The organism is Gluconobacter sp. Dm-44 (assembly GCF_018256175.1).
Taxonomy (GTDB): domain Bacteria; phylum Pseudomonadota; class Alphaproteobacteria; order Acetobacterales; family Acetobacteraceae; genus Gluconobacter; species Gluconobacter cadivus.
Genome location: NZ_JAERLZ010000002.1, coordinates 354,631 through 374,300, shown reverse-complemented (window position 1 = coordinate 374,300; position 19,670 = coordinate 354,631). Strand labels below are relative to the sequence as shown.

The window sequence follows — 19,670 nt, the reverse complement described above, 5'->3', positions numbered from 1 at the left end:
CCATCACAGCCGGGGCGTTTTTCATTGCAGACCTGTAGGCCGGAGCAATTACTTGAAAGACTGGGCCTTCTTAACAAGGTCGTTGCACGTCGTGACGCGCTTGTCCTTGGAGAGGGTGCCGATATCGAAGACGTTTCCGTCCGTCATCTGAAGCAGGCCCTTGCCGCCCAGCGAGTAGAACTCGTCACTGTGGACATCCGGGCGCTTGGCGATCTTGCGGGCCGCCACGATCGGCGACGTTCCAAGCACCAGCTTGTGATGCGTACAGTAGTAGGTCAGACCGGCAATATTGCCAGCCTGCGCGCCTTCGATGGACGGGAGGCCATCAGCACCTAGAACGCCCGGTGACGCAGCACTCAGGACATTCTTGCCACCTGCGACAGCCTGAACATGAGCGCCGGGCAGTCGGGCCTGCGTTCCCGCGGGAATGGTCGTCACAGGGCTGCTCTGCGGAACCGGCGGTACGGTCTGGGCGACGGCAGCACCGGAAATGCTCAGGCCGGCGGCGGCAAGAACAGCAAAATACTTGCTTGAAATCATGATACTCTTCTTTCCACATCACAGGATGTTCTGTCTGCGCCCCAAAAGGAGAAACAGAATTCATCCGGTCTGGAGCATCTTTGAGAACGCTCCGTTGCCCTGAATAACACTTGAGAGCAGTTACAGTTTCTTGAAGGGGCCTCTTTTCCAATCAAAGTCCGATTGAATGCCGGGCGTTTCTGCGTCACAGTTTGGTCATGTCACAGCGCCTCGATGCCCCCTCCGCCGCACCCGTTCCTCCCGTTGCCCGTCGTGAGCCACTGAGCACCACGCAGTTTGGCCGCACGCGCACGGATTCCTATGCGTGGATGAAGGACGAGAACTGGCAGCAGGTGCTGCGGGACCCGTCGGTTCTGCGCGCAGACATCGCCACGCATCTGAAGGCGGAAAACGCCTATGCGGAGGCCGTTCTCGCCGGAATGGAGCCGCTGCGCGAAACGCTGCTTCAGGAAATGATCGGCCGTATTCCGCCTGCAGAATCCTCGGTTCCGGTTCCCGACGGCCCGTGGGAATATTCTGTGCGTTTCGAAGACGGTGCCCAGCATCCGCTGCGGGTGCGTTCCCCACGCGGCGGCGGAGCGGAACAGGTTCTGCTCGATGCCGATGCGCTGGCCAAACAGCATGACTATTACGCGCTCTCACAGACGGACCACTCGCCCGATCACCGCTATTTCGTCTACGCGGAAGACATTCAGGGCTCCGAAGTCTATCGCATTCAGGTCGCGGATCTGGAAACAGAAACGCTCTGCGCCGACCCCGTGCCCAGCACGACGGGCAGCTTCGCCATTTCACCGGACAGCCAGTGGCTGTTCTGGATCTATCGCGACGATAATGGCCGCCCTTCGAAGATCTATCGCCGCCCGCTGACGGGGGGCGAGGATGTTCTGGTGTTCGACGAAACCGATCCGGGCTTCTTCCTGAGCATCGGCGTCAGCGCGTCGCGCACATGGATCGTCATCGAGCGCGGTGACCACGATACGAACGAAACGCTGCTCATCCCGGCTTCCGATCCGACAGCCCTGCCTGTTGTGGCGGCCCCCTTAGTGCGGGGTGAGCGCTATTCCCTGACGCACTGGAATGACCGCTTCATCATCCTGACCAATGCCGGTGGCGCCGTGGACTTCCAGTTCATGCAAACACCGGACACGGCCACAGGGCGCGAGAACTGGACGCCCTTCGTGCCGTACCGCGAGGGCCACTACCTGCTGGGCGCCAGTGCCTCGCGCGGGCATCTCGCCTGGGCCGAGCGGCGGGACGGAAACATCCATATCCTCGTGATCCCCGAAGGCACGCAGGGCGATGTCCGGACGCAGGCAAAAGCCATCGGCATGGACGAAGCGGCCTATGACCTGACGATGCTGGGCACGCTGGAATATGACGCCCCGATCCTGCGCTACATCTATCAGTCCCCCACCAATCCGGCACACTGGTACGATTACGACATGGCCAGCGGCGAGCGCATCCTCCGCAAAATCCGCGAGGTCCCGTCCGGCCATGATGCGAGCCGCTACGAAACGCGCCGCCTATTCGCAACATCGCCTGACGGCGCGCAGGTTCCCGTCACGGTCCTGATGCGCAAAGGTCAGGTTCTGGACGGCTCAGCCCCCTTGCTTCTGTATGGCTACGGCTCTTACGGCATCGCCATGGATGCCGATTTCTCCACGACCGTGTTCAGCCTGGTGGACCGGGGCTGGATTCACGCCATCGCCCATGTCCGCGGCGGCTCCGAAAAGGGCTGGAACTGGTTTCTGGACGGCCGCGGGACGAAGAAGCCCAATACCTTCATCGACTTCATCGCCTGCGCCCGGCATCTCGTGTCGGAAGGCTATGGTTCGGCCGGACATATCGTCGCGCAGGGCGGCTCGGCCGGTGGTCTGCTGATGGGCGCAATCACGAACATGGCGCCCGAACTGTTCGCAGGCATTGCCGCGCAGGTGCCGTTTGTCGACATGCTCAACACCATGTCCGACGTCTCCCTGCCGCTGACGCCGCCGGAATGGCCGGAATGGGGCAACCCGCTGGAAGACCCCGCCGCCTATGACCTGATCGCCAGCTATTCGCCCTATGACAACATCGCCGCCAAAACCTACCCACCGGTTCTGGCAATGGGCGGCCTGTCCGACCCGCGCGTAACGTACTGGGAACCCGCGAAATGGATCGCCAAACTGCGCGAAGTGACGTCCGGCGGCCCGTTCCTGTGCCGTATCAACATGGAAGCCGGACATGGCGGTTCGTCAGGCCGCTTTAAACGCCTGGAAGAAGTCGCCCTCGTTCAGGCCTTCGCCATCTGGACCATCGACCAAGCCTGAAAAGGCCCGACGAATAAAAGTTTTTGGGTTCCGCCTTTTTACAAAAAGGCGGAGAACGTCGAAGCTTTTTGAAAAAAGCTTCACCAAAAACTTTTATTCCAAAATCCTTACCGATGCCCGAACAGATGCCGGATGTCGTCGCCGAAATGCTGGAAGGCAGCGTGGGTGGAGCGGTGCCGGCGGTTGCCCTCTTCTGACACGACGGTCACGGTCGCCGTCATACCGGCCGCCAGCGTCAGATCATCAGGGATTTTGTCGATCTTCACGCGCACCGGAATACGCTGCGCCAGACGCACCCAAGTATAGACCGGGTCCACTTCCGGCAGGCCCTGCTTGTTCACCTGCGCATTGTTGCTGGCGATACCGCGCGTGATGCTTTCGACATGCCCGAACAGCGGATCGTGATACCCCATCAGATCCATGCGAACGAGATCGCCCTCATCAAGATCATGGACCTTGGTTTCCTCGAAATAACCGTCCACCCAATAAGAACTGGTGTCGATGATGTGGATGTTGACCACACCGGCAGTGGCGAAATCGCCGGGCCGCATGATGAGGTTGGTCACGATGCCGTCGATGGAACTGCGGACCTGCGTTCGCTCAAGGTTGATTTCGGCCTGATGCTCCGCGGCTTCGGCTGCGGCGTACTGGGCCTGCATCTGCTGCGAAAGCGCTTCGTACTGCCGTTTTTCCTCAACTGAAACGGCAGTGCCGGGAATGGCCTTGCGCCACTGGGACTGCACGAGGCGGAATTCCAGATCAGCTTTGCGCTCGGCCACATGGGCCTTGGCCGTCTCCAGCGCCACCTTGAAATCGAACGGGTCGATGACGTAGAGCACCTCACCCTTGTGGACGAACTGGTTGTCCTTCACCAGAACCTCGATGATCTGTCCCGAAACGCGCGGCGCGATATTGGCGACCTGCGCACGCACCTGTCCGTTCCGCGTCCAGGGCGAGGCGGTGTAGTAATCCCACAGAATGACGACCACGAGCGCTGCTACTGCAAGGATGCAGAGCGTGATGGTCAGGCGGATCAGGCGATGGGCACTGGAAAGCACGGGACGGTCACCTTGGGTTCGGTTCGAAACAGGAAAAGGTCAGAGGATCAGGGTGTAAAGGCCGATCAGACAAATCAGGATGCCGAACTGGGCCAGAGGCGGATCCCAGACGAAACGCCACAGATCGAACCAGGCCAAAATCCAGCGCAGAACGGCCAGTGTCAGCAGGGCCAAGGCCAGATTGATGACGAAGGCCGACACCAGAACGCCATCAAGGTCAACGACCTGTGTCGTCACCATCGCTTGCGTCCTATTCCATAGTGATGCACGGCTGAGCGATTCAGACGCACCATGGTCCGCACCGATTCCAGACCGCCGATACAGTTGATGATCATGGACTGCTCCTCGCGGATGCCGTCTGAAAGCCGCTCGTAAAACATGGCCTGAAGCTCGGGGATTTCAGCTTCCAGAAGACCGAGCCTGTCATGCGCCAGCAGACGCCGCACATGCCGCACCATAGGTTTGAGGCCGGGAAGATGCCCCGCCTGATCCAGATAATTCCGGACGCGGGCAATGGTGCTGGAAAAATCCTCCAACGCGACGAAACGGTTGAAAACCCGACGGGAACGCAGCCCCGGATCGTGCAGCCGCTCCGTCCACATCAGAAACTGGCTGAGGCGCTCGTATTTCCGGCTCAGCAGCGGCGGCCCCATCCTCTCACCATGACCGGCAAGTTGCAGTTCCAGATCATGGGCGATGGAGACCGCCAGCCGGAACCGATGCCGTCGCGCGGTCGGTGGCCAGAGCAACACCAGCAATACGAAAGAAAGGACGGCCGCCATCGCATAGAACGTGTTGCGCGTGATGAAGGCCAGCGGATCGTAGTTGTGATGGTTGCCGAGCGCGATGAACACCAGAAAGAACACACCATAATTAAAGCCGATGGCGCTGGTTTTCGGGTTCATCAACAGCAGACAGGAAATCACGGTCTGCGGCAGCAGCACCAGCGCAAGGCTCAGCATGCTGCCCACATGCGGCAGGATCATGAAATCCAGCCACGCCGCCACGAGAATACCTGCGGGCATCCCGATAATAGCGCCCTTGCCGAACTCCGCCGTGTCGATCGCGGTGGAGGCCAGCGTCAGGACCAGCGCCGTCTGGGACAGGGATGTCACGGAGGCCGGAATGCTGGAGGCCAGACACAGAGCGGCCGCAACGCTGAAGCCCAGCAACACGCGCATGGCGTTGATGAAGGCCGTCACGTAATCCGGATTGCTTGCAAGATGCGCCAGCTTGAGCGCATCGCCCGCCGGTGTGGCGCGCAGGAGCGTATTCATGCCGGTACGGATATGCAGACGGTTGCTGAGAAGCGTCGAACACCGCTCCAGAAACCATGCTTCGCGGGCGGAGGGAACGAAATCCGGGTCTTCCGCACGAATTTTATCCAGAATCGTGTCCATCGTCTCAAGACGGGTCGTGCCGTCCTCGGAGCGCTCGTGCCAGGCCCGAACGTGACGGATCAGCAGGTCGGAAATGCCGCCGGTCTCCAGCAGCCATGCGATTGCACGGCTCGTGGTCAGAACCGTGAGCATGCCAATAATACCCAGCCGCGCGCCCGCCATCCGCAAACGCCCGCGCTCGACTTCTGTTCTGGCGTAGGAAATCTGGGTCATAAGCGCGAGGATTTCGCCGCTCAACCCGATCATTTCCTCAGGCGTGGCAATCGGATCGCCCATAATGGCGGACTTGCCGGTCTGCCTCACGCGATGCGACAGGGTCTCCATGGCCTTCGAAAGCCTGCGCCAGGCTTCGGGAGACCCGGAGAGAATGTTCACAACCGCAATAGACGCAACGCCGATGGCGATATCAGACGCGCGCGCGATGCTGACGGGATAGATGTTCTGCGGATCATCCATCGTCGGGAGCGCAACCAGTGCGACGGTATACCCCGCCAGCAGCGCGCCGTAGGAGCGGAAATCGCGCTCAAGCGACCCCACGAACGCGCAGGCCGCAATCCACAGGGCCGCGCCGCCGAGAAACAGGGCGCGCTCCTGATTGAACATCGCCACGAGAATGATGGAAACGCCGACACCAAGCACGGTCCCGGCCAGACGGTAAAACGCCTTGGACAGCGCCTGTCCCCGCAGAGGCTGCGCGAGGATCATGACCGTCACGCCCGCACTGGCGGGTGAATCAAGCTGGGACCAGAAGGCCGTTCCCAGTGCCAGAACAAGTGCAGACCATGTTCTGAGACTGAACTGGACCCATCCGGGGCGGAAGACTGACTGTAGTGCAGCGGTCAAGAGCGATGCCCCCCACCCGACACAGACTTCATCAGAAACAGTCCCACGGCCCTCATTACCAGAATCAGACTTCCGACCTTAAGAGCAGTGGACCGGAAAAGTTAGTCCTCGAATCTTCTGGACATGTTTTGACAGACGGCCCCGATCCCTCTGCCAGAGCGCACCACTCAGTCTTCTTCGGCAGGCAGGGCGTTGCAGGCCGCTGTCAGCTTGGGGTCCGGATGATCGGTGGCTTTGCGGCAGTAAGTCCGTGCATCGGCACCACACATATTCGTGACATCCTCCATTTCAGAGGACAGGACATCGCGCGCCACGCCAATATCCTGATTGTGTTCGGGGTCGATGCCCTCCTCCTTGCCCAGAGCCGTCTGGGCCTGATGCATCTCCTTGAGCGCGTTGATACAGGAGTCGCCCGCGGCATCCGGATTGGTCTGGAGCACCCGGAGGATCTTGTTGATGGCGAAACCCTGCTGGTTGATCGTCGGATCGTCGTCGTTAGTCTTGGCCTCTCCGTCATCCGCTCTTGCGGCCACGGGCACGGCAAGGGCGACGGCGAGAGGAAGAAGAGCCAGCAGCAGGGCGGGGCGGGAATGGCGCTTGATCATGAAACTGACGTTAGGAGAAAATCCCGGCCGGACAAAGACCCTGAACGACGCTGTTGCAGGTTGTTGCAAATCGGCAGCATCAAGGAATTCCGCCACACGAATGGCTTGTCAGCTTGACTCTACAGGGCGGGATGGGTAATCGGGGCCATTCTTTCGCGGGCGTTTTGGCCCGCTGTCCGGTCCGCAAGGGCCTTACCCGTCGAGAGCCTGCAACCATGAAGATCCGCAACAGCCTGAAGTCCGCCAAGGTCCGCGACAAGGACTGCCGCGTTGTCCGCCGCCGCGGCCGCGTTTACATCATCAACAAGAAGAACCCGCGCATGAAGGCTCGCCAGGGCTGAACCCCTTGGTCTGCCGGATGACGGACAAACGGCGCTGGCTGATGGCTGGCGCCGTTCTGCTTTGTAGCCCGGCCCTGACTTTTCTGCCAGTTCAGGCCGCACCCGCCGCAAATCCTGCCGCGCCCGGCCCCGCAGTCTCTCCGACTGCCAAACCGCCCGCCTCCGCGCCCCGCCCCCCGCGCAAAACGCTTCATGACCGCCTCATGGACGCGGAAAAAGCGCTCGCCATGGCCGGGAACGAAAAACAGGCTGGCGAGATTTCCGAGCGTGCCGAAGGCCTCCGCAGCCGCGCCCTGACCGGCAGCGTGCAGATACTCATTACCGATTCGCACGATGCGCTGGAAAAACATGATTTCCAGCAGGCACAGGACGATCTGACCGCCGCCATCACCATCCAGCCCGACCAGCCCATCCTCTATCGTCAGCGCGCAGCCATCCGGCTGGCAGCGGGCGACAATAACGGCGCTATTGCCGATCTGGGCGTCACCCTTCAGGCCGATCCCGGCGACCCCATGGCATGGGGGATGCTCGCGGAAGCCGAACATGACCGGCATGAGCCCGAAGCCGCCCTTCAGGCTTTCCACCAGATGCTGCTTCTGAACCCGAAAACACCCGATTCCGACACGCAGCTTAAAACACTGGAAAAGGCCCGCGACGGCCAGCAGGACTGACGCCTCCGCGCCCTTCTCTTCCACGAGTTGCTCTGGCAACCCCTTGTAATGTGATGTGTTGATCCCCTGATTCCATTTTTCAGGAGATCCCGTATGACCAAGCCATCCCCCGCCGCCGAAATCGCCATCGCAGACGTCAGCTCCAAGAAAAGCTGCTGCTCCAAAATGAAGACCTGCTGTCAGAAGGCTACGCGCGCCCGTGAAATCGGCCTCGCTGGCATGACCGCCATGGCGACGTTCGGACCCAAGCGTTTCCGCCCGTATTTCCAGCAGATTCTGGCAGTCATCGCAGTCGTGACCGCCACGGTCGAGTTCTTCCGCAAGCGCAAGGGCTGATTTTCCAGCCCTAAAGGAAGGAAATGGGGTCGATATCAATATCGACCTTCGCTCCGCCCATGGGCTTGATATCTCCCAGCCACTGACGCAGGATCGGCTGTACGGCAATGCCCCGCATCGTCCGTAGCAGCAGTCTGCGCCGGTGTCGTCCACGCAAGACGGCGAGCGGGGCGGGAGCAGGTCCCAGAACCTGCACTCCTTCCCGCTCCGGCGCGGAGAGCGCAATCTCCCGCGCCAATGCGTCCGCCGCGTCCGCACTGGGCGCGCTCACGATCAGCGCCGCAAGTCGTCCGTAAGGCGGCCAAAAAGACGGGCGCCTCTGCTCCGCTTCCTGTTCCATGAAGGTCTGGAAATCGTTAGAGACCAGCGCCGTCATGACCGGATGCTCGCCCACATAGCTCTGAAGCAGCACGCGCCCGCGATGCTCCGCACGGCCCGCACGGCCCGCCACCTGATGCAGAAGCTGCACCGTCCGCTCCGCCGCGCGCAGATCCCCGCCGCCCAAACCAAGATCGGCATCCACAACGCCCACAAGTGTCAGTTTCGGGAAATGCCAGCCCTTGGCCACGATCTGCGTGCCTATGATGAGATTGACTTCCCCGTCCGAAATCTTCCGCACCGCCTCCGCCGTGGCGGCCGGAGAGCCAAGCGTATCGGAGGACATCACCAGCAGTTTCGCCTCCGGGAAGCGTAGTTTTGCTTCTTCCGTAATGCGTTCGATTCCCGGCCCGATGGGCACGAGCGAATTCTCGGCGTGACATTCCGGGCAGTCCTTGGGAATCCGCTCGTTATGCCCGCAGTGATGGCAGGTCAGGATACCCCGCGCCCGATGCTCCACTAGCCAGGCCGAACAGTTCGGGCACTGCATCCGATGCCCGCACGCCCGGCACAGTGTCAGCGGCGCATAGCCGCGCCGGTTGAGGAACAGCATGGCCTGCTCCCCTTTCTCCAACGTCTCATCAATCGCCGTACAGAGCTTGGGAGACAGAAACAGGCCGCGTTCGGGCGGATCGGACCGCATATCCACCAGCGAGACATCCGGCAGGGTCGCCCCACCATGCCGCGCGGTCAGAAGTTCATGCCGATACCGGCCGCTCTCTACATTCGCGAGCGTTTCAAGCGATGGCGTGGCGGAGACAAGAATGGCGGGTGCATCCGCCAAACGGGCGCGAACAACCGCCATATCCCGCCCATGATACATGACGCCCTCTTCCTGCTTGAAGGCACTTTCATGCTCCTCGTCCACCACGACGAGGCCCAGATCAGCAAACGGCAGGAACAGAGCCGATCGCGCCCCAACTACAACGCGGGCGCTCCCTTCCGCCACGGCGCGCCAAGTCTCGCGCCGACGCTTGGCTCCGAGATCGGAATGCCAGACAGCAGGTTCAGACCCAAAACGCCGGATGAACCGGTCCGTCCACTGGGCGGAAAGCGCAATTTCCGGCAGCAGGACCAGAACCTGCTTTCCCTTGGCCAGACAGGCGGCCACGGCCTCGAAATAGACCTCCGTCTTGCCCGATCCGGTCACACCCTCCAGCAGCGTGACCTGAAACCGCCCGGCCTCGACGGGGCTGCACAATTCCTGCGCGACCTCAGCCTGCTCTTCGGAAAGCTTCGGCGCGCCATGCGCCGGGTCTGGCAAACCGAACGGAGCGGCCGGAGCAATGACAGCCTCCCGCAGCAGACCGGCCGTAGCGAGACCGCGAATAACGGCCGCACTCGCCCCGCTGCGATCTCCCAGTTCGGCAGTGCTCATGGGTGTGGACGACGCAAAATTCAGCACGGACCGGCGCGCGGGCGTGATCCGCAGATCGCCTTCCGGCGCTTCCGTCCGCACCCAGCCCAGAGTGGGCTTGGGCGCATCCTTCAGATGAATGCGCGTCGCCATCGCCAGAACCAGCCCCGGCGGCGTGAGCGTATAGGCCGCCACCCAGTCGATGAAGCGGCGCAGGCTCTGCGGGAGCGGGCGCACATCCAGCTTCCCGACGACAGGCCGCAGACGTTCGAGCGGAAGTTCACGCCCCACCGGCAGCGCAAAATCCGGCGGCACCGTGCGATCGGTTTCCCACACGCAGCCCACGGTTTCCCGGCGGCCGAGCGGGACCGTCACGAGGTCTCCCGGCTCAAGCGGCATGGGGGCCAGATAGTCGAGCGGTCCCGGAAAAGGCAGCGGCACGAGCACCGAAACACGCGTTCCGGTGCAAGGTGGCTTTCGCCGGGGATCAGGCTTGGATAGGCTGCTGGATGCCATGACCGTGTCTAACCTCCCCCGCTCCGAAATGCCATGACCGCATCCCTGATGGCGCTCGATGCCCTGCGCGACTGGACCGAATGGCTGACGCATGAAAAGCGCTCCAGCCCGCGCACGGTTGAGGCCTATCGCCACGACATCCTTCTGGCGCTCACGTTTTTCCAGCAGCATCTGGGCGGGGAGGTCACGCTGGCCGATCTGGGAAAGCTCTCTCTCGCCGACCTGCGCGCCTGGCTCGCCCATGAAACGGCCCGCAGCGAAAAACCGACCCGTCGCGCCACCAGTGCCGACTCGCGCGCACGCTCCCGGGCACGGCATGTCTCAGCACTACGGTCCTTTTTCCGGTATCTGGCCCTGCGGCATGATCTCTCCAACCCCGCCCCGTCCCTGCTGGCCACGCCACGCATGAAAAAACGCCTGCCCCGTCCGTTGGGGCAGGAGGCGGCACTGGCGGCCCCGGAAGGCATTTCCGATGACGCCGAGACCAGTCAGGCCGCTCTGCGCGACCACGCGCTGTTCACGCTGCTTTACGGCACGGGGCTGCGGATCGGCGAGGCGCTGTCGCTCGACATTCGGGACCTGACGAATGCGGGGCAGAACATGCTGCGTGTGGTTGGCAAAGGCGGCAAGGAACGGCTCGTGCCATTGCTTCCTGCGGTAATCGAGGCGCTGGAAAGCTGGAAAGTGGCCCATCCTTCCCCCGCGCCCGATGCGCCGCTATTCTGCGGCGTGCGGGGCGGACGTCTCAATCCCGGCGTGGCCCAGCGCGCCATGCGTAACTGGCGCAAAGGCGAAGGTTTGCCCGATTCCGCAACGCCCCATGCCCTGCGCCATTCCTTCGCCACGCATCTGATGGAAGGCGGGGCAGACCTGCGCACCATTCAGGAACTCATGGGCCACGCCAGCCTCTCGACCACGCAGGCCTATACGCTGGCGGACGAAAAACACCTGCTGGATGTGTGGCGCAAGGCCCATCCCCGCGCGGATCAGGAGTCATGAAACGCCTCCTGTCCGCTGCCCTGATTCTGGGCCTGTGCATGACGACAGCCCATGCGGCTCCGGTCTGCGAGATGAGCCGCGCCGTGGTGCTGCCATTGCGCGACGATGGCGGCTATCTGAGCGTGCCGGTAACGGTAAATGGCCATGACGCCTCGATGATCGTCGATACTGGCTCCGAAGGCAGCCTCATGACTCCGGCAGGCGTCGCAGCCTTCCATCTGCCGCCCGATCCCCAGCATCGGACAATGATGCAGGGCCCGAACGGTGCCCCGCGCGTCGTGCCGAATGTCCGGATACAGGATTTGAAACTCGGCACACCGCGTTCGGAAGAACTCGCGCTCGGGGCCGGAACGATGGCGGTTGGCGCTCTCCCCGGCTCTCCCATGATCACGCCGCCCGTTTTCGGGCTGCTCGGCGCGGATGTGCTGGCGGATTACGATCTGGAATTCGACGTCCCGCGCCAGCGCCTGACATTATGGCGCGTCCGTCTGGGCTCCCATGCCTGCCAGCCCCCACCCGTCTGGAGCGGCCACTGGAAAAGTGTGCCTGTCCGCCGGATCTCAGGCCGCCTGACGGTGCCTTTCACACTGGACGGATTAAGCGGAACGGCGCTTCTGGACAGCGGTGCGCGTTCGCATATCGTCAGCACGGATTTCGCCCATCGCCTTGGCCTGACGGACGAGCAGCTCGCCCTTGATCCCGGCGGCATGACCTCGGGCGTGGATCTGCACGAACGCGCGTATCACTGGCACCATTTCAAACGCTTCGAACTGGGCGGTACCGTCTGGCCCCGTCCCGTCCTGACCGTCGCCCCGGTCCACGATCAGGCCGACATGCTGCTGGGCTCCGACTGGTTCGCCCATCACGACATCTGGCTGTCCTATGCCAGTGGGCGGTTGTTCTTTCGGTAGATTCTGCCGACGATATTAAGACCCATTACCGGCTGGCGCAGGAGATCGCGCTGGCGGGTCTGAACTCTCGGGAGGCAAGGTCGATGTCAGAATAACTTCTGCCACAGGCCCGGAAATTCCATGAGCCGTGATGGAAAGCTGAAGATGCACAGCACCTTGCTCATAGGCAAAAATTTTCTGAGCCGCACCACGCTGCGGATCCTGCTGCTGCAGGAGAAGGTTGAGCGTGGCATGGCGGGCCAGAAGCTGATCCCGCAATTCCGTCTGAACGTTCGCGACGTTTCCCTGCCGCATCACGACCTGACAATACCCTTTGTCGAGCGACACAAGAGCCATCTGTCCATAGACCGTACTGGCCACATAAACACGTCCCTGATTGCCGTGCAGAAACCCCTCCCGCGTCGGGGGCGGTCCTTCAGGAAGGTGATAGCGTGCAGCCCATTCCCGCAAACCGGAAGGGTTACCCGTAAAGGAAAGACAGCTCTGACCAAATAGACCCACAGCATTCGCCGCGCCCAAATCGCGGGCTGAGGCCGGAACGCAGAACAGAAGAGCGACAAGAACGGAGGTCGGCCCGATTATTCCGCAAAATCTTAATGTCATGGTCCCTCTTTCTTTCCTTCACCACTGACCGACATGTTACACTCCGAAACTGTTCACCAGAAACCCGGAAAACCTTGCGGAAATTCCATAAATCAGCTGGGCATGCCTTGAACTGACCCTCAGAAATAAAAAAAAGCTCCTCCCGCAAAGGAGGAGCTTTCAGGCCGATAAGGCTCGACTAAGGTGTCAGATTATTCACCCTTGAGGCGGGAATTGCACTGCGACCAGTAGCCGCCGCCCTTCTGGATCCACTTCAGCGACCCATTGCCGCCATTCGCCTTGTTGGCGTTGTACTGGGCGACGCAGGTCTTCTGGCGGGCGCGACCGGCGGAGAGCTTGCTGAACTCGGGGGAAATGGCAGTCGGAAACACGACATTGCCCGAGGACGCAACGGCAGCCTTCGGAGCGATCGGGGCTTTCGTACCGGCCGGAGACGAGTCCGCAGGCGCGGCGCTTGCAGGGGCGGCTGGGGCCGTCGTGGTTGGTGCCGTTGTCGGAGCAGCAGCCGCAGGCGTTGTGCTGGCTGCGGCAGCCGGGGCGGCGGCCTTGGCTGTATCGCCACAGGAAGCGGCCTTGAATGCCTTATAGGACTGGCCGTTCAGGGAGCCGTTCTGCTTGGCCGTCTTGAACGCGGCATGGCATTCCTTGGCGGTCAGGGCGTGAGCGGGTGCGACGCTCAGTCCTGCGGCCAGCAAGGCGGCGAGGGAGAGGCCGGAAAAGGCTTTTGTAAACGTCATGCAGAAAGAACCTTCATTCTGAAATCGGCGGGAGATGACAGCCCCCCGCAGCTTGAGCGTCAGAGAAGCGCGATCAGTTAATGCGCTCACCGTGCAGAACCATGTCGAGACCTTCGCGCTCTTCGTCCGGCGACACCCGCAGGCCCATCACCAGATCCAGAACCTTCAGGATCACGGTTGTCATGATAACACACCAGACAATCGTCACCCCTACGGCCTCGGTCTGCGCGATGACCTGATGAGCACTGGCGACCGTTCCTTCGGGGTTGGACGCCGTGGCCGAAAGCGGACCATAGGCAAACGCACCCGTCAGAATGGCGCCGATGATGCCACCTGTTCCATGAACGCCGAACGCATCAAGACTGTCATCGTAGCCAAAACGATGCTTGAGCCATGTGGCGCTCCAGAAACATCCCGCTCCGGCGATCAGGCCGATGACGACCGCACTTCCCGGCAGTACGAAACCCGCCGCTGGCGTGATGGCAACCAGACCGGCCACCGCACCCGAAATGATGCCCAGAGCCGTCGGCTTGCCCGTCCGCGCCCATTCGACAACCATCCAGGCCACACCGCCCGCAGCTGCCGCGACCTGCGTTGTCAGCATCGCCATGCCCGCACGGCCATTGGCGCCCAGAGCAGACCCGGCATTGAAGCCGAACCAGCCCACCCAGAGCAGGGACGCGCCGATGATGGCGTAGGTCAGATTAAAGGGCGAAAAGTCTTCATGCCCCAGACCCTTGCGGCGACCAAGAATGATGGCACAGACCAGACCGGCCACACCGGAATTGATGTGCACGACCGTCCCGCCCGCAAAGTCCACCGCACCAAGCCCGGCGACCCAACCAGTCGGGCTCCAGACCCAGTGCGCGACCGGGGCATAAACGAGCAGAAGCCACGCCACGCTAAACAGGCACATGGCGGAAAACTTCATGCGATCCGCATAGCCGCCCGTGATCAGGGCGGGGGTGATGACGGCAAACGTCATCTGGAACATCATGAAGACGCTCTCAGGGATCGTCATCGTCACGGCAGCGGGCGTTCCAGCGCCCAGCGTGAAGGCGGAATCGACGCCTGCGCGGAAATTATCCGCCACGCCATGCAGCATGACGCGCGACAGATCCCCGATCCATGGCGAGCCAGTCGAGAACGCAAGGCTGTAACCTGCGACCATCCAGACGAGGCTGGCAATGCAGCAGATCATGAAGGACTGGATCAGCGTCGCCAGCACGTTCTTCTTGCGGACCATGCCGCCATAGAAAAGCGCAAGACCGGGAATGGTCATCATCAGCACGAAAGCCGTGCTGACGAGCATCCAGGCCGTATCGCCCGTATCAATCGGCGCGCGCATCAGAGCGCGCCCTCGCCGGTTTCTCCCGTGCGGATACGGATGAGCTGGTCGAGGCTGGAGACCATGATCTTGCCGTCACCGATCTTGCCGGTACGGGCTGCTGTCATGATGGCTTCGATCACGTCCTCGACGATCGCGTTGGAAACGGCGACCTCGATCTTAAGCTTGGGCAGGAAGCTGACGTGATACTCGGCGCCACGATAGATTTCGGTCTGGCCTTTCTGGCGACCGAAACCTTTGACTTCGGTAACTGTCAGACCCTGAACACCCAGCGGGGTCAGGGCTTCGCGGACGTCATCAAGCTTGAAGGGTTTGATGATGGCAGTAACGAGCTTCACGAACGGCATATCCTCGTTGCGATCGGGTAATCTTTGTCAGAGTATGCCTCAGATCATGCCAGTCTCATAATGATATTGGCAGCCTGATCATGCCGTTGGTGTTGAAATTCCCATGACGCGTTGCCTGAACGCTTCGCCTCAGGCACGTCCGGGCATTGCGGCGGGTGGCGAGCCCGGCATATCGGGGCCGCGATAGGGACCATCCTGCGGCCGGTTGACTGGCGGCGCAACCAGAGCATCCGGCCAGGCGTTCTGATCCGGCGCACCCGAGACGATGGCCGTGCGACCACGCGGCAGACATTCCGGCATTTCCAGACGCAGGCGACGCAACATGCGCTCGCGAATGTCGCAGGCCAGATTCCACATCGAATCCGCATCGGGTGCCCCTGCGATCAGACGGATAGACATGACCTGCGCATTACTGTCCGCGATCTGACAGCCGATGGAGGTCTTGTCCTGATCCCAGTCCGGGCATTTGGCCAGTTCCTCGAAATACATCTCCCGCAGGCGATCAACCGGCGTCTGGTAGTCCAGCCACAGAAACAAGGAGGCGATCAGGGACGGCGAACTGTGCGTCCAGTTCTGGAACGGATTTTCAAGGAAATACGAGATCGGCACGATATAGCGGCGGCGATCCCACGTCCGCAGAACAACATAGGTCGCGTTGATTTCTTCCACCCACGCCCAGTCTCCGTTGAGGATCAGCATGTCCTCCATGCGGATGGGCTGGGTGACGGCAATCTGGATGCCCGCGATCAGGTTCGTCAGGGCCGGACGGGCCGACAGACCGACGATCAGGGATGCCGCACCAGCAGACGCAAACAGCGACACGCCGAATTTCTGCACCGAGTGAAACACCATCAACGAGGACGCGACTGTCAGCACACCGAAAGAAATCTCGATCAGGCGGCGCAGAACTCGGATCTGCGTCTGGTGCGAGCGGACCGAGATATCATCCATATGCTCCTTGGCGCTGATCCGCGTCAGATACTGATCTGTCAGCAGGCGGAACGTCCGGATGATGCCAAAGCCAAGATTGAGAATGAAAAGGCAGATGAAGACCTGTTCCAGAAACGAGGTCGTTGCATCCGTAAAACCGATCGTGGCCTGAAGGGCGGCACTGGCGGCAATGATCATCAGGCCATTGCGGATAGGCGCCCGCAGCCGCGCAATAATGGCATGAATGAACTGGACACGCCGCAGCCCCGGCAGCCGCGGGAGGGCATCCGTAATGATGCGGCTGGACAGCAGCGCGATACCCGCCGCGAACACCAGAATCAGAATCGAGCCCAGCGGAGCCGGAAGCCAGTCCAGCAGATGCCCGATCCGTCTGATGGACCTGACGTAAGAGTTTTCAATCATGCGTTCTGCGGTTCCTTATCTTCTTGCTGTCTGGCGCGGGTCTCCGCAAGACAACATCATCCGCTGCAGATCGTTCCCGAATCGCGTACGCGGATTGAAATCATTCAGGAGCGTGCCTGTCGAATTCCCTTCCGTGAAAGCACAGAATCCTCACACGGAGGACCACAACACCCATTTTTCACATAAAGAAGACATTTTGACTATGGACCGCAGATCCGTTTTCAGTCTGTCTTGAACGTTATAGTTCAGCAATTCAAGGATGCCTCCATGGGGTACAATCTAGAGATTACGCGCAACCCCATCTGGTCTGGTAGGCCCGGCACCCCCCTGTTGCTGGAAGAGTGGTTCGACGTCATCCAGAAGGATGACGAACTCCAGTTCGCTGTATCGAGCCAGCCAAAGAAATATCCGACACAGGACGCGGAATGGCTCAATCATCCCACCGCCTCCAAAAAGCCGGAAGACACATTGTTCTACTGGGCAGGAAACGCCATCAGCTGCAAATATCCCGATGAACAGCAGATGGCCAAAATGGTCCAGATCAGCCGTCGCCTCAAGGCGGTTGTCGTTGGCGACAATGGCGAACGCTACGATCTGGACCCGAACGGCAAGGTCGTGGTCGACGAGAAAGCGCCTGCGGACCTTCCGCGACCCATGGTTTACGGCGCAGGGGCGCGGTCCTGCGCGGATTTCACACAGGCCATCACCGACGCGGCATCCCCCAAAAGCGTCATATTCTACAACTGGTATCTCGGGGTAGTAACGGCCGTTAACGCCGCCCGCCACCAGGACGGAAAAAGCGTTATGACACTTGATCTAAACGCCGAAGTGGTGCGCGAGGATCAAACCTTTCTTGCCCAGTACTGCCGGGAACACCCCGAACGCAGTTTCCATCAGGCTGCCCTCACCCTGCTTCAGATGCGTCTCGCCCGCTGCCCTCCATAAGGAAAGCGCCCCCTTCCGCTCGAACCCTCGCAGGAGTAGGACAGGGGCAGGGAGATGAGTACGATGAAAAAAACCCATTACGACCTCTGCATCAACGGCGCCGGCCCTGTGGGCGCTACGCTGGCGTGTCGTCTGGCGGCAGAGGGCGTGCGCGTCCTGCTCATCGACCGCAATGCCCTGCCCGGCATGGAAGATCCCGCTCTGGACGGGCGGGCCTATGCCATCGCGGAAGGCTCCCGCCGGATGCTCGCGGACGCAGGCATCTGGGACAATCTGCCCAATGTGGCCCAGCCGATCCACGAAATCTGCGTGTCGGACGGACGCCCGCATGAGGCACCCTCCCCGCTGACCTTGCATTTCGGCCCGGAAGACGCTCCCGAAGGCCAGAGCTTCGGCTGGATGGTCGAGGCGCGGGATCTGCGTCTGGCGATCAACCAGACGCTTAAGCAGTACGACACGCTTGATGTGCATGCGCCGGATCTGGGAACCTTCACGTTCCACCCCGATCATGTCTCCATCCGTCTGGCGTCGGGCAACACCGTGACGGCGAAGCTGGCCGTCGCTGCGGAAGGACGCCGTTCACCGCTTCGCCGTCAGGCGCGGATCGGCCTGACCAAGATTCCGTATAACGAGTACGGTATCGTCGCGACGATCGCGCATGAAAAGCCGCATCATGGCGTGGCGCTCGAACATTTTCTGCCGGAAGGCCCGTTTGCGCGCCTGCCCATGCCCGGCACCGCCGAACACCCGCACCGTTCCGCCATCGTCTGGGCCGAAGGCGAAGGCCGAGCCCAGCGCTTCCATGATCTGCCGGACGAGATTTTCGCCCGCGAAATCAAGGCCCGCATGGCGGACGAGGATCTGGGCGAGATCACCCCGACCGGTCGTCGCTGGATCTATCCGCTCTCGGCACAGTACGCCCACAGCTATATCGGCCCGCGCCTCGCTCTGGCGGGTGACGCCGCGCACGGCATCCATCCGATCGCAGGGCAAGGTCTGAATATCGGCTTCCGGGACGTGATTTCGCTCGCAGACCTGCTGATCGAGGCGCATCGCACACGCAAGGACATGGGAAGCCGCGAGCTTCTCGTCCGCTATCAGCGCAACACCCGTCCCGGCAACATGGCGATGCTGGCCGCTACGGATGCGCTCGAACGTCTGTTCGGCAACGACAATCCGGTCCTGCGCCGCCTGCGCGATATCGGTATCGCAGGCGTTCAGCGCTTCCCCGCCCTGCGCCGGGCCTTCGTCCGAAAGGCCATGGGCGTATGACGGAAGCCATCATCGAAACGCCCTTCGAAAGAACATCGGACCTCACAGCCTTCTGGCACGACATGCAGTCGCAGGCCTGCAGTTGCCACGATCCGCTGATTCAGGACGTGTTTTCCACCAATATCGGAGACCACCCGGATTTTGCATCCGCGCTGGCCTCCCTGCTGGGCACTAAACTCGCGGACCGCTCCATCCCGGCGACAAGCATCACCCGGCTCGTCGCTTCAATCCTGAGCGCCGATCCCGACATCGCCGAAGCGGCCGCCGCCGATATTCTCGCGACCTATGACCGCGACCCGGCCTGCCCGGACCTCGTCACGCCCTTCCTGTTCTTCAAGGGATGGCAGGCGCTTCAGGCCTACCGGATCTCGCATCATCTCTGGACGCGGGGCCGTCAGCATCTGGCCCATCATTTCCAGAGCCGGATCAACGAGCTTTTCGCCATCGACATTCACCCCGCGGCCCGTCTGGGGCGTCGGCTGAGCATCGACCACGGAACAGGCATCGTCATTGGCGAAACCTGCATCGTCGAAGATGACGTCTCGCTGTTTCAGGATGTCACGCTGGGCGGCACGGGTAAGCTGAGCGGCAACCGTCACCCCATCGTGCGACGCGGGGCCATGATCGGCGCAGGCGCCAGAATCCTCGGTCGCCTCGTCATCGGGGAATATGCGCGGATCGGCGCGGCTTCGGTGGTGCTTGAAGATATCCCGGCCTATTCCACCGCCGTCGGCAATCCGGCACGGATCGTGGGCACCACTCCTCGCCCGGCATAAAAGCAGTCAGGGTCCGGAGCCTGCG

Annotated in this window: 20 protein-coding genes; 9 read left to right on the top strand and 11 right to left on the bottom strand. The window is 61.6% G+C overall.

From position 1 onward, the window contains the following. Nucleotides 1–48: 48 nt before the first annotated feature. Nucleotides 49–540 carry a DUF2501 domain-containing protein gene (locus tag JK213_RS04825; RefSeq protein WP_194261235.1) on the bottom strand — a complete coding sequence of 164 codons (492 nt, stop codon included), beginning with the start codon at nucleotides 538–540 and terminating at the stop codon, nucleotides 49–51. Between the two features lie 197 nt (nucleotides 541–737). Between JK213_RS04825 and JK213_RS04820 the strand changes: the two genes are divergently transcribed. Further along, a complete protein-coding gene (locus JK213_RS04820; protein ID WP_194261234.1) occupies nucleotides 738–2,849 on the top strand; it encodes a S9 family peptidase in 2,112 nt (703 codons plus the stop codon). 107 nt (nucleotides 2,850–2,956) lie between these two features. Here JK213_RS04820 and JK213_RS04815 read toward each other — a convergent pair whose 3' ends face one another. The 4 genes from JK213_RS04815 to JK213_RS04800 form a co-directional block, all read right to left on the bottom strand. Continuing rightward, nucleotides 2,957–3,907 carry an HlyD family secretion protein gene (locus tag JK213_RS04815; RefSeq protein ID WP_062027419.1) on the bottom strand — a complete coding sequence of 317 codons (951 nt, stop codon included), beginning with the start codon at nucleotides 3,905–3,907 and terminating at the stop codon, nucleotides 2,957–2,959. A 39-nt stretch (nucleotides 3,908–3,946) separates the two neighbouring features. Beyond that, nucleotides 3,947–4,147, bottom strand: coding sequence for a DUF1656 domain-containing protein (locus tag JK213_RS04810; RefSeq protein ID WP_062027417.1), 201 nt, complete (start codon nucleotides 4,145–4,147; stop codon nucleotides 3,947–3,949). Next, entirely contained in the window at nucleotides 4,141–6,150 is a 2,010-nt protein-coding gene (locus JK213_RS04805) for an FUSC family protein (RefSeq protein ID WP_194261233.1), read from the bottom strand. The genes JK213_RS04810 and JK213_RS04805 overlap by 7 nt, the downstream gene beginning before the upstream one ends. A gap of 167 nt (nucleotides 6,151–6,317) precedes the next feature. Then, a complete protein-coding gene (locus tag JK213_RS04800) occupies nucleotides 6,318–6,755 on the bottom strand; it encodes a hypothetical protein (RefSeq protein ID WP_194261232.1) in 438 nt (145 codons plus the stop codon). A 215-nt stretch (nucleotides 6,756–6,970) separates the two neighbouring features. On the opposite strand from JK213_RS04800, the gene ykgO reads away from it, so the two are divergent. The 3 genes from ykgO (at nucleotide 6,971) to JK213_RS04785 (ending at nucleotide 8,103) form a co-directional block, all read left to right on the top strand. Next, nucleotides 6,971–7,096: a type B 50S ribosomal protein L36 gene (gene ykgO / locus JK213_RS04795; RefSeq protein ID WP_007281615.1), complete on the top strand. Its 126-nt coding sequence runs from the start codon at nucleotides 6,971–6,973 to the stop codon at nucleotides 7,094–7,096. 17 nt (nucleotides 7,097–7,113) lie between these two features. Next, the gene (locus JK213_RS04790; RefSeq protein WP_228125304.1) at nucleotides 7,114–7,767 is read left to right on the top strand and encodes a tetratricopeptide repeat protein; all 654 of its coding nucleotides are present in this window, start codon (nucleotides 7,114–7,116) and stop codon (nucleotides 7,765–7,767) included. A gap of 93 nt (nucleotides 7,768–7,860) precedes the next feature. After that, nucleotides 7,861–8,103 (top strand): hypothetical protein, encoded by a 243-nt coding sequence (locus tag JK213_RS04785; RefSeq protein ID WP_194261231.1) that lies wholly within the window; start codon nucleotides 7,861–7,863, stop codon nucleotides 8,101–8,103. 10 nt (nucleotides 8,104–8,113) lie between these two features. Here the strand turns inward: JK213_RS04785 and JK213_RS04780 are convergent, their stop codons facing one another. After that, complete coding sequence (locus JK213_RS04780; RefSeq protein ID WP_194261230.1) at nucleotides 8,114–10,354, bottom strand: primosomal protein N'; 2,241 nt, start codon at nucleotides 10,352–10,354, stop codon at nucleotides 8,114–8,116. Nucleotides 10,355–10,399: 45 nt separating this feature from the next. Between JK213_RS04780 and JK213_RS04775 the strand changes: the two genes are divergently transcribed. Together JK213_RS04775 and JK213_RS04770 are read left to right on the top strand one after the other, a co-directional pair. Beyond that, nucleotides 10,400–11,353: a tyrosine recombinase XerC gene (locus JK213_RS04775; protein WP_194261346.1), complete on the top strand. Its 954-nt coding sequence runs from the start codon at nucleotides 10,400–10,402 to the stop codon at nucleotides 11,351–11,353. Beyond that, on the top strand, nucleotides 11,350–12,264 hold the full coding sequence (locus tag JK213_RS04770) for a retroviral-like aspartic protease family protein (RefSeq protein WP_194261229.1): 915 nt from the start codon (nucleotides 11,350–11,352) through the stop codon (nucleotides 12,262–12,264). Before JK213_RS04775 ends, JK213_RS04770 begins: the two co-directional genes overlap by 4 nt. 15 nt (nucleotides 12,265–12,279) lie before the next feature. Here JK213_RS04770 and JK213_RS04765 read toward each other — a convergent pair whose 3' ends face one another. The 5 genes from JK213_RS04765 to JK213_RS04745 form a co-directional block, all read right to left on the bottom strand. Next, nucleotides 12,280–12,867, bottom strand: a complete 588-nt coding sequence (locus JK213_RS04765) for an NMCC_0638 family (lipo)protein (protein WP_194261228.1) — start codon at nucleotides 12,865–12,867, stop codon at nucleotides 12,280–12,282. Nucleotides 12,868–13,058: 191 nt separating this feature from the next. Next, nucleotides 13,059–13,604: a hypothetical protein gene (locus JK213_RS04760; protein WP_194261227.1), complete on the bottom strand. Its 546-nt coding sequence runs from the start codon at nucleotides 13,602–13,604 to the stop codon at nucleotides 13,059–13,061. 73 nt (nucleotides 13,605–13,677) lie between these two features. After that, entirely contained in the window at nucleotides 13,678–14,952 is a 1,275-nt protein-coding gene (locus JK213_RS04755) for an ammonium transporter (protein ID WP_194261226.1), read from the bottom strand. Further along, nucleotides 14,952–15,290, bottom strand: coding sequence for a P-II family nitrogen regulator (locus JK213_RS04750; protein WP_174694216.1), 339 nt, complete (start codon nucleotides 15,288–15,290; stop codon nucleotides 14,952–14,954). Before JK213_RS04750 ends, JK213_RS04755 begins: the two co-directional genes overlap by 1 nt. Before the next feature lie 138 nt (nucleotides 15,291–15,428). Next, nucleotides 15,429–16,652 carry a mechanosensitive ion channel family protein gene (locus JK213_RS04745; RefSeq protein WP_194261225.1) on the bottom strand — a complete coding sequence of 408 codons (1,224 nt, stop codon included), beginning with the start codon at nucleotides 16,650–16,652 and terminating at the stop codon, nucleotides 15,429–15,431. 267 nt (nucleotides 16,653–16,919) lie between these two features. On the opposite strand from JK213_RS04745, the gene JK213_RS04740 reads away from it, so the two are divergent. From JK213_RS04740 to cysE, 3 genes are read left to right on the top strand one after another with little or no spacing between them, the layout of a single operon-like run. Next, on the top strand, nucleotides 16,920–17,597 hold the full coding sequence (locus JK213_RS04740) for a hypothetical protein (protein ID WP_194261224.1): 678 nt from the start codon (nucleotides 16,920–16,922) through the stop codon (nucleotides 17,595–17,597). A 54-nt stretch (nucleotides 17,598–17,651) separates the two neighbouring features. Continuing rightward, nucleotides 17,652–18,869 (top strand): UbiH/UbiF/VisC/COQ6 family ubiquinone biosynthesis hydroxylase, encoded by a 1,218-nt coding sequence (locus tag JK213_RS04735; RefSeq protein ID WP_194261223.1) that lies wholly within the window; start codon nucleotides 17,652–17,654, stop codon nucleotides 18,867–18,869. Beyond that, a complete protein-coding gene (cysE, locus tag JK213_RS04730; RefSeq protein WP_408869883.1) occupies nucleotides 18,866–19,645 on the top strand; it encodes a serine O-acetyltransferase in 780 nt (259 codons plus the stop codon). Before JK213_RS04735 ends, cysE begins: the two co-directional genes overlap by 4 nt. Nucleotides 19,646–19,670 lie beyond the last annotated feature (25 nt).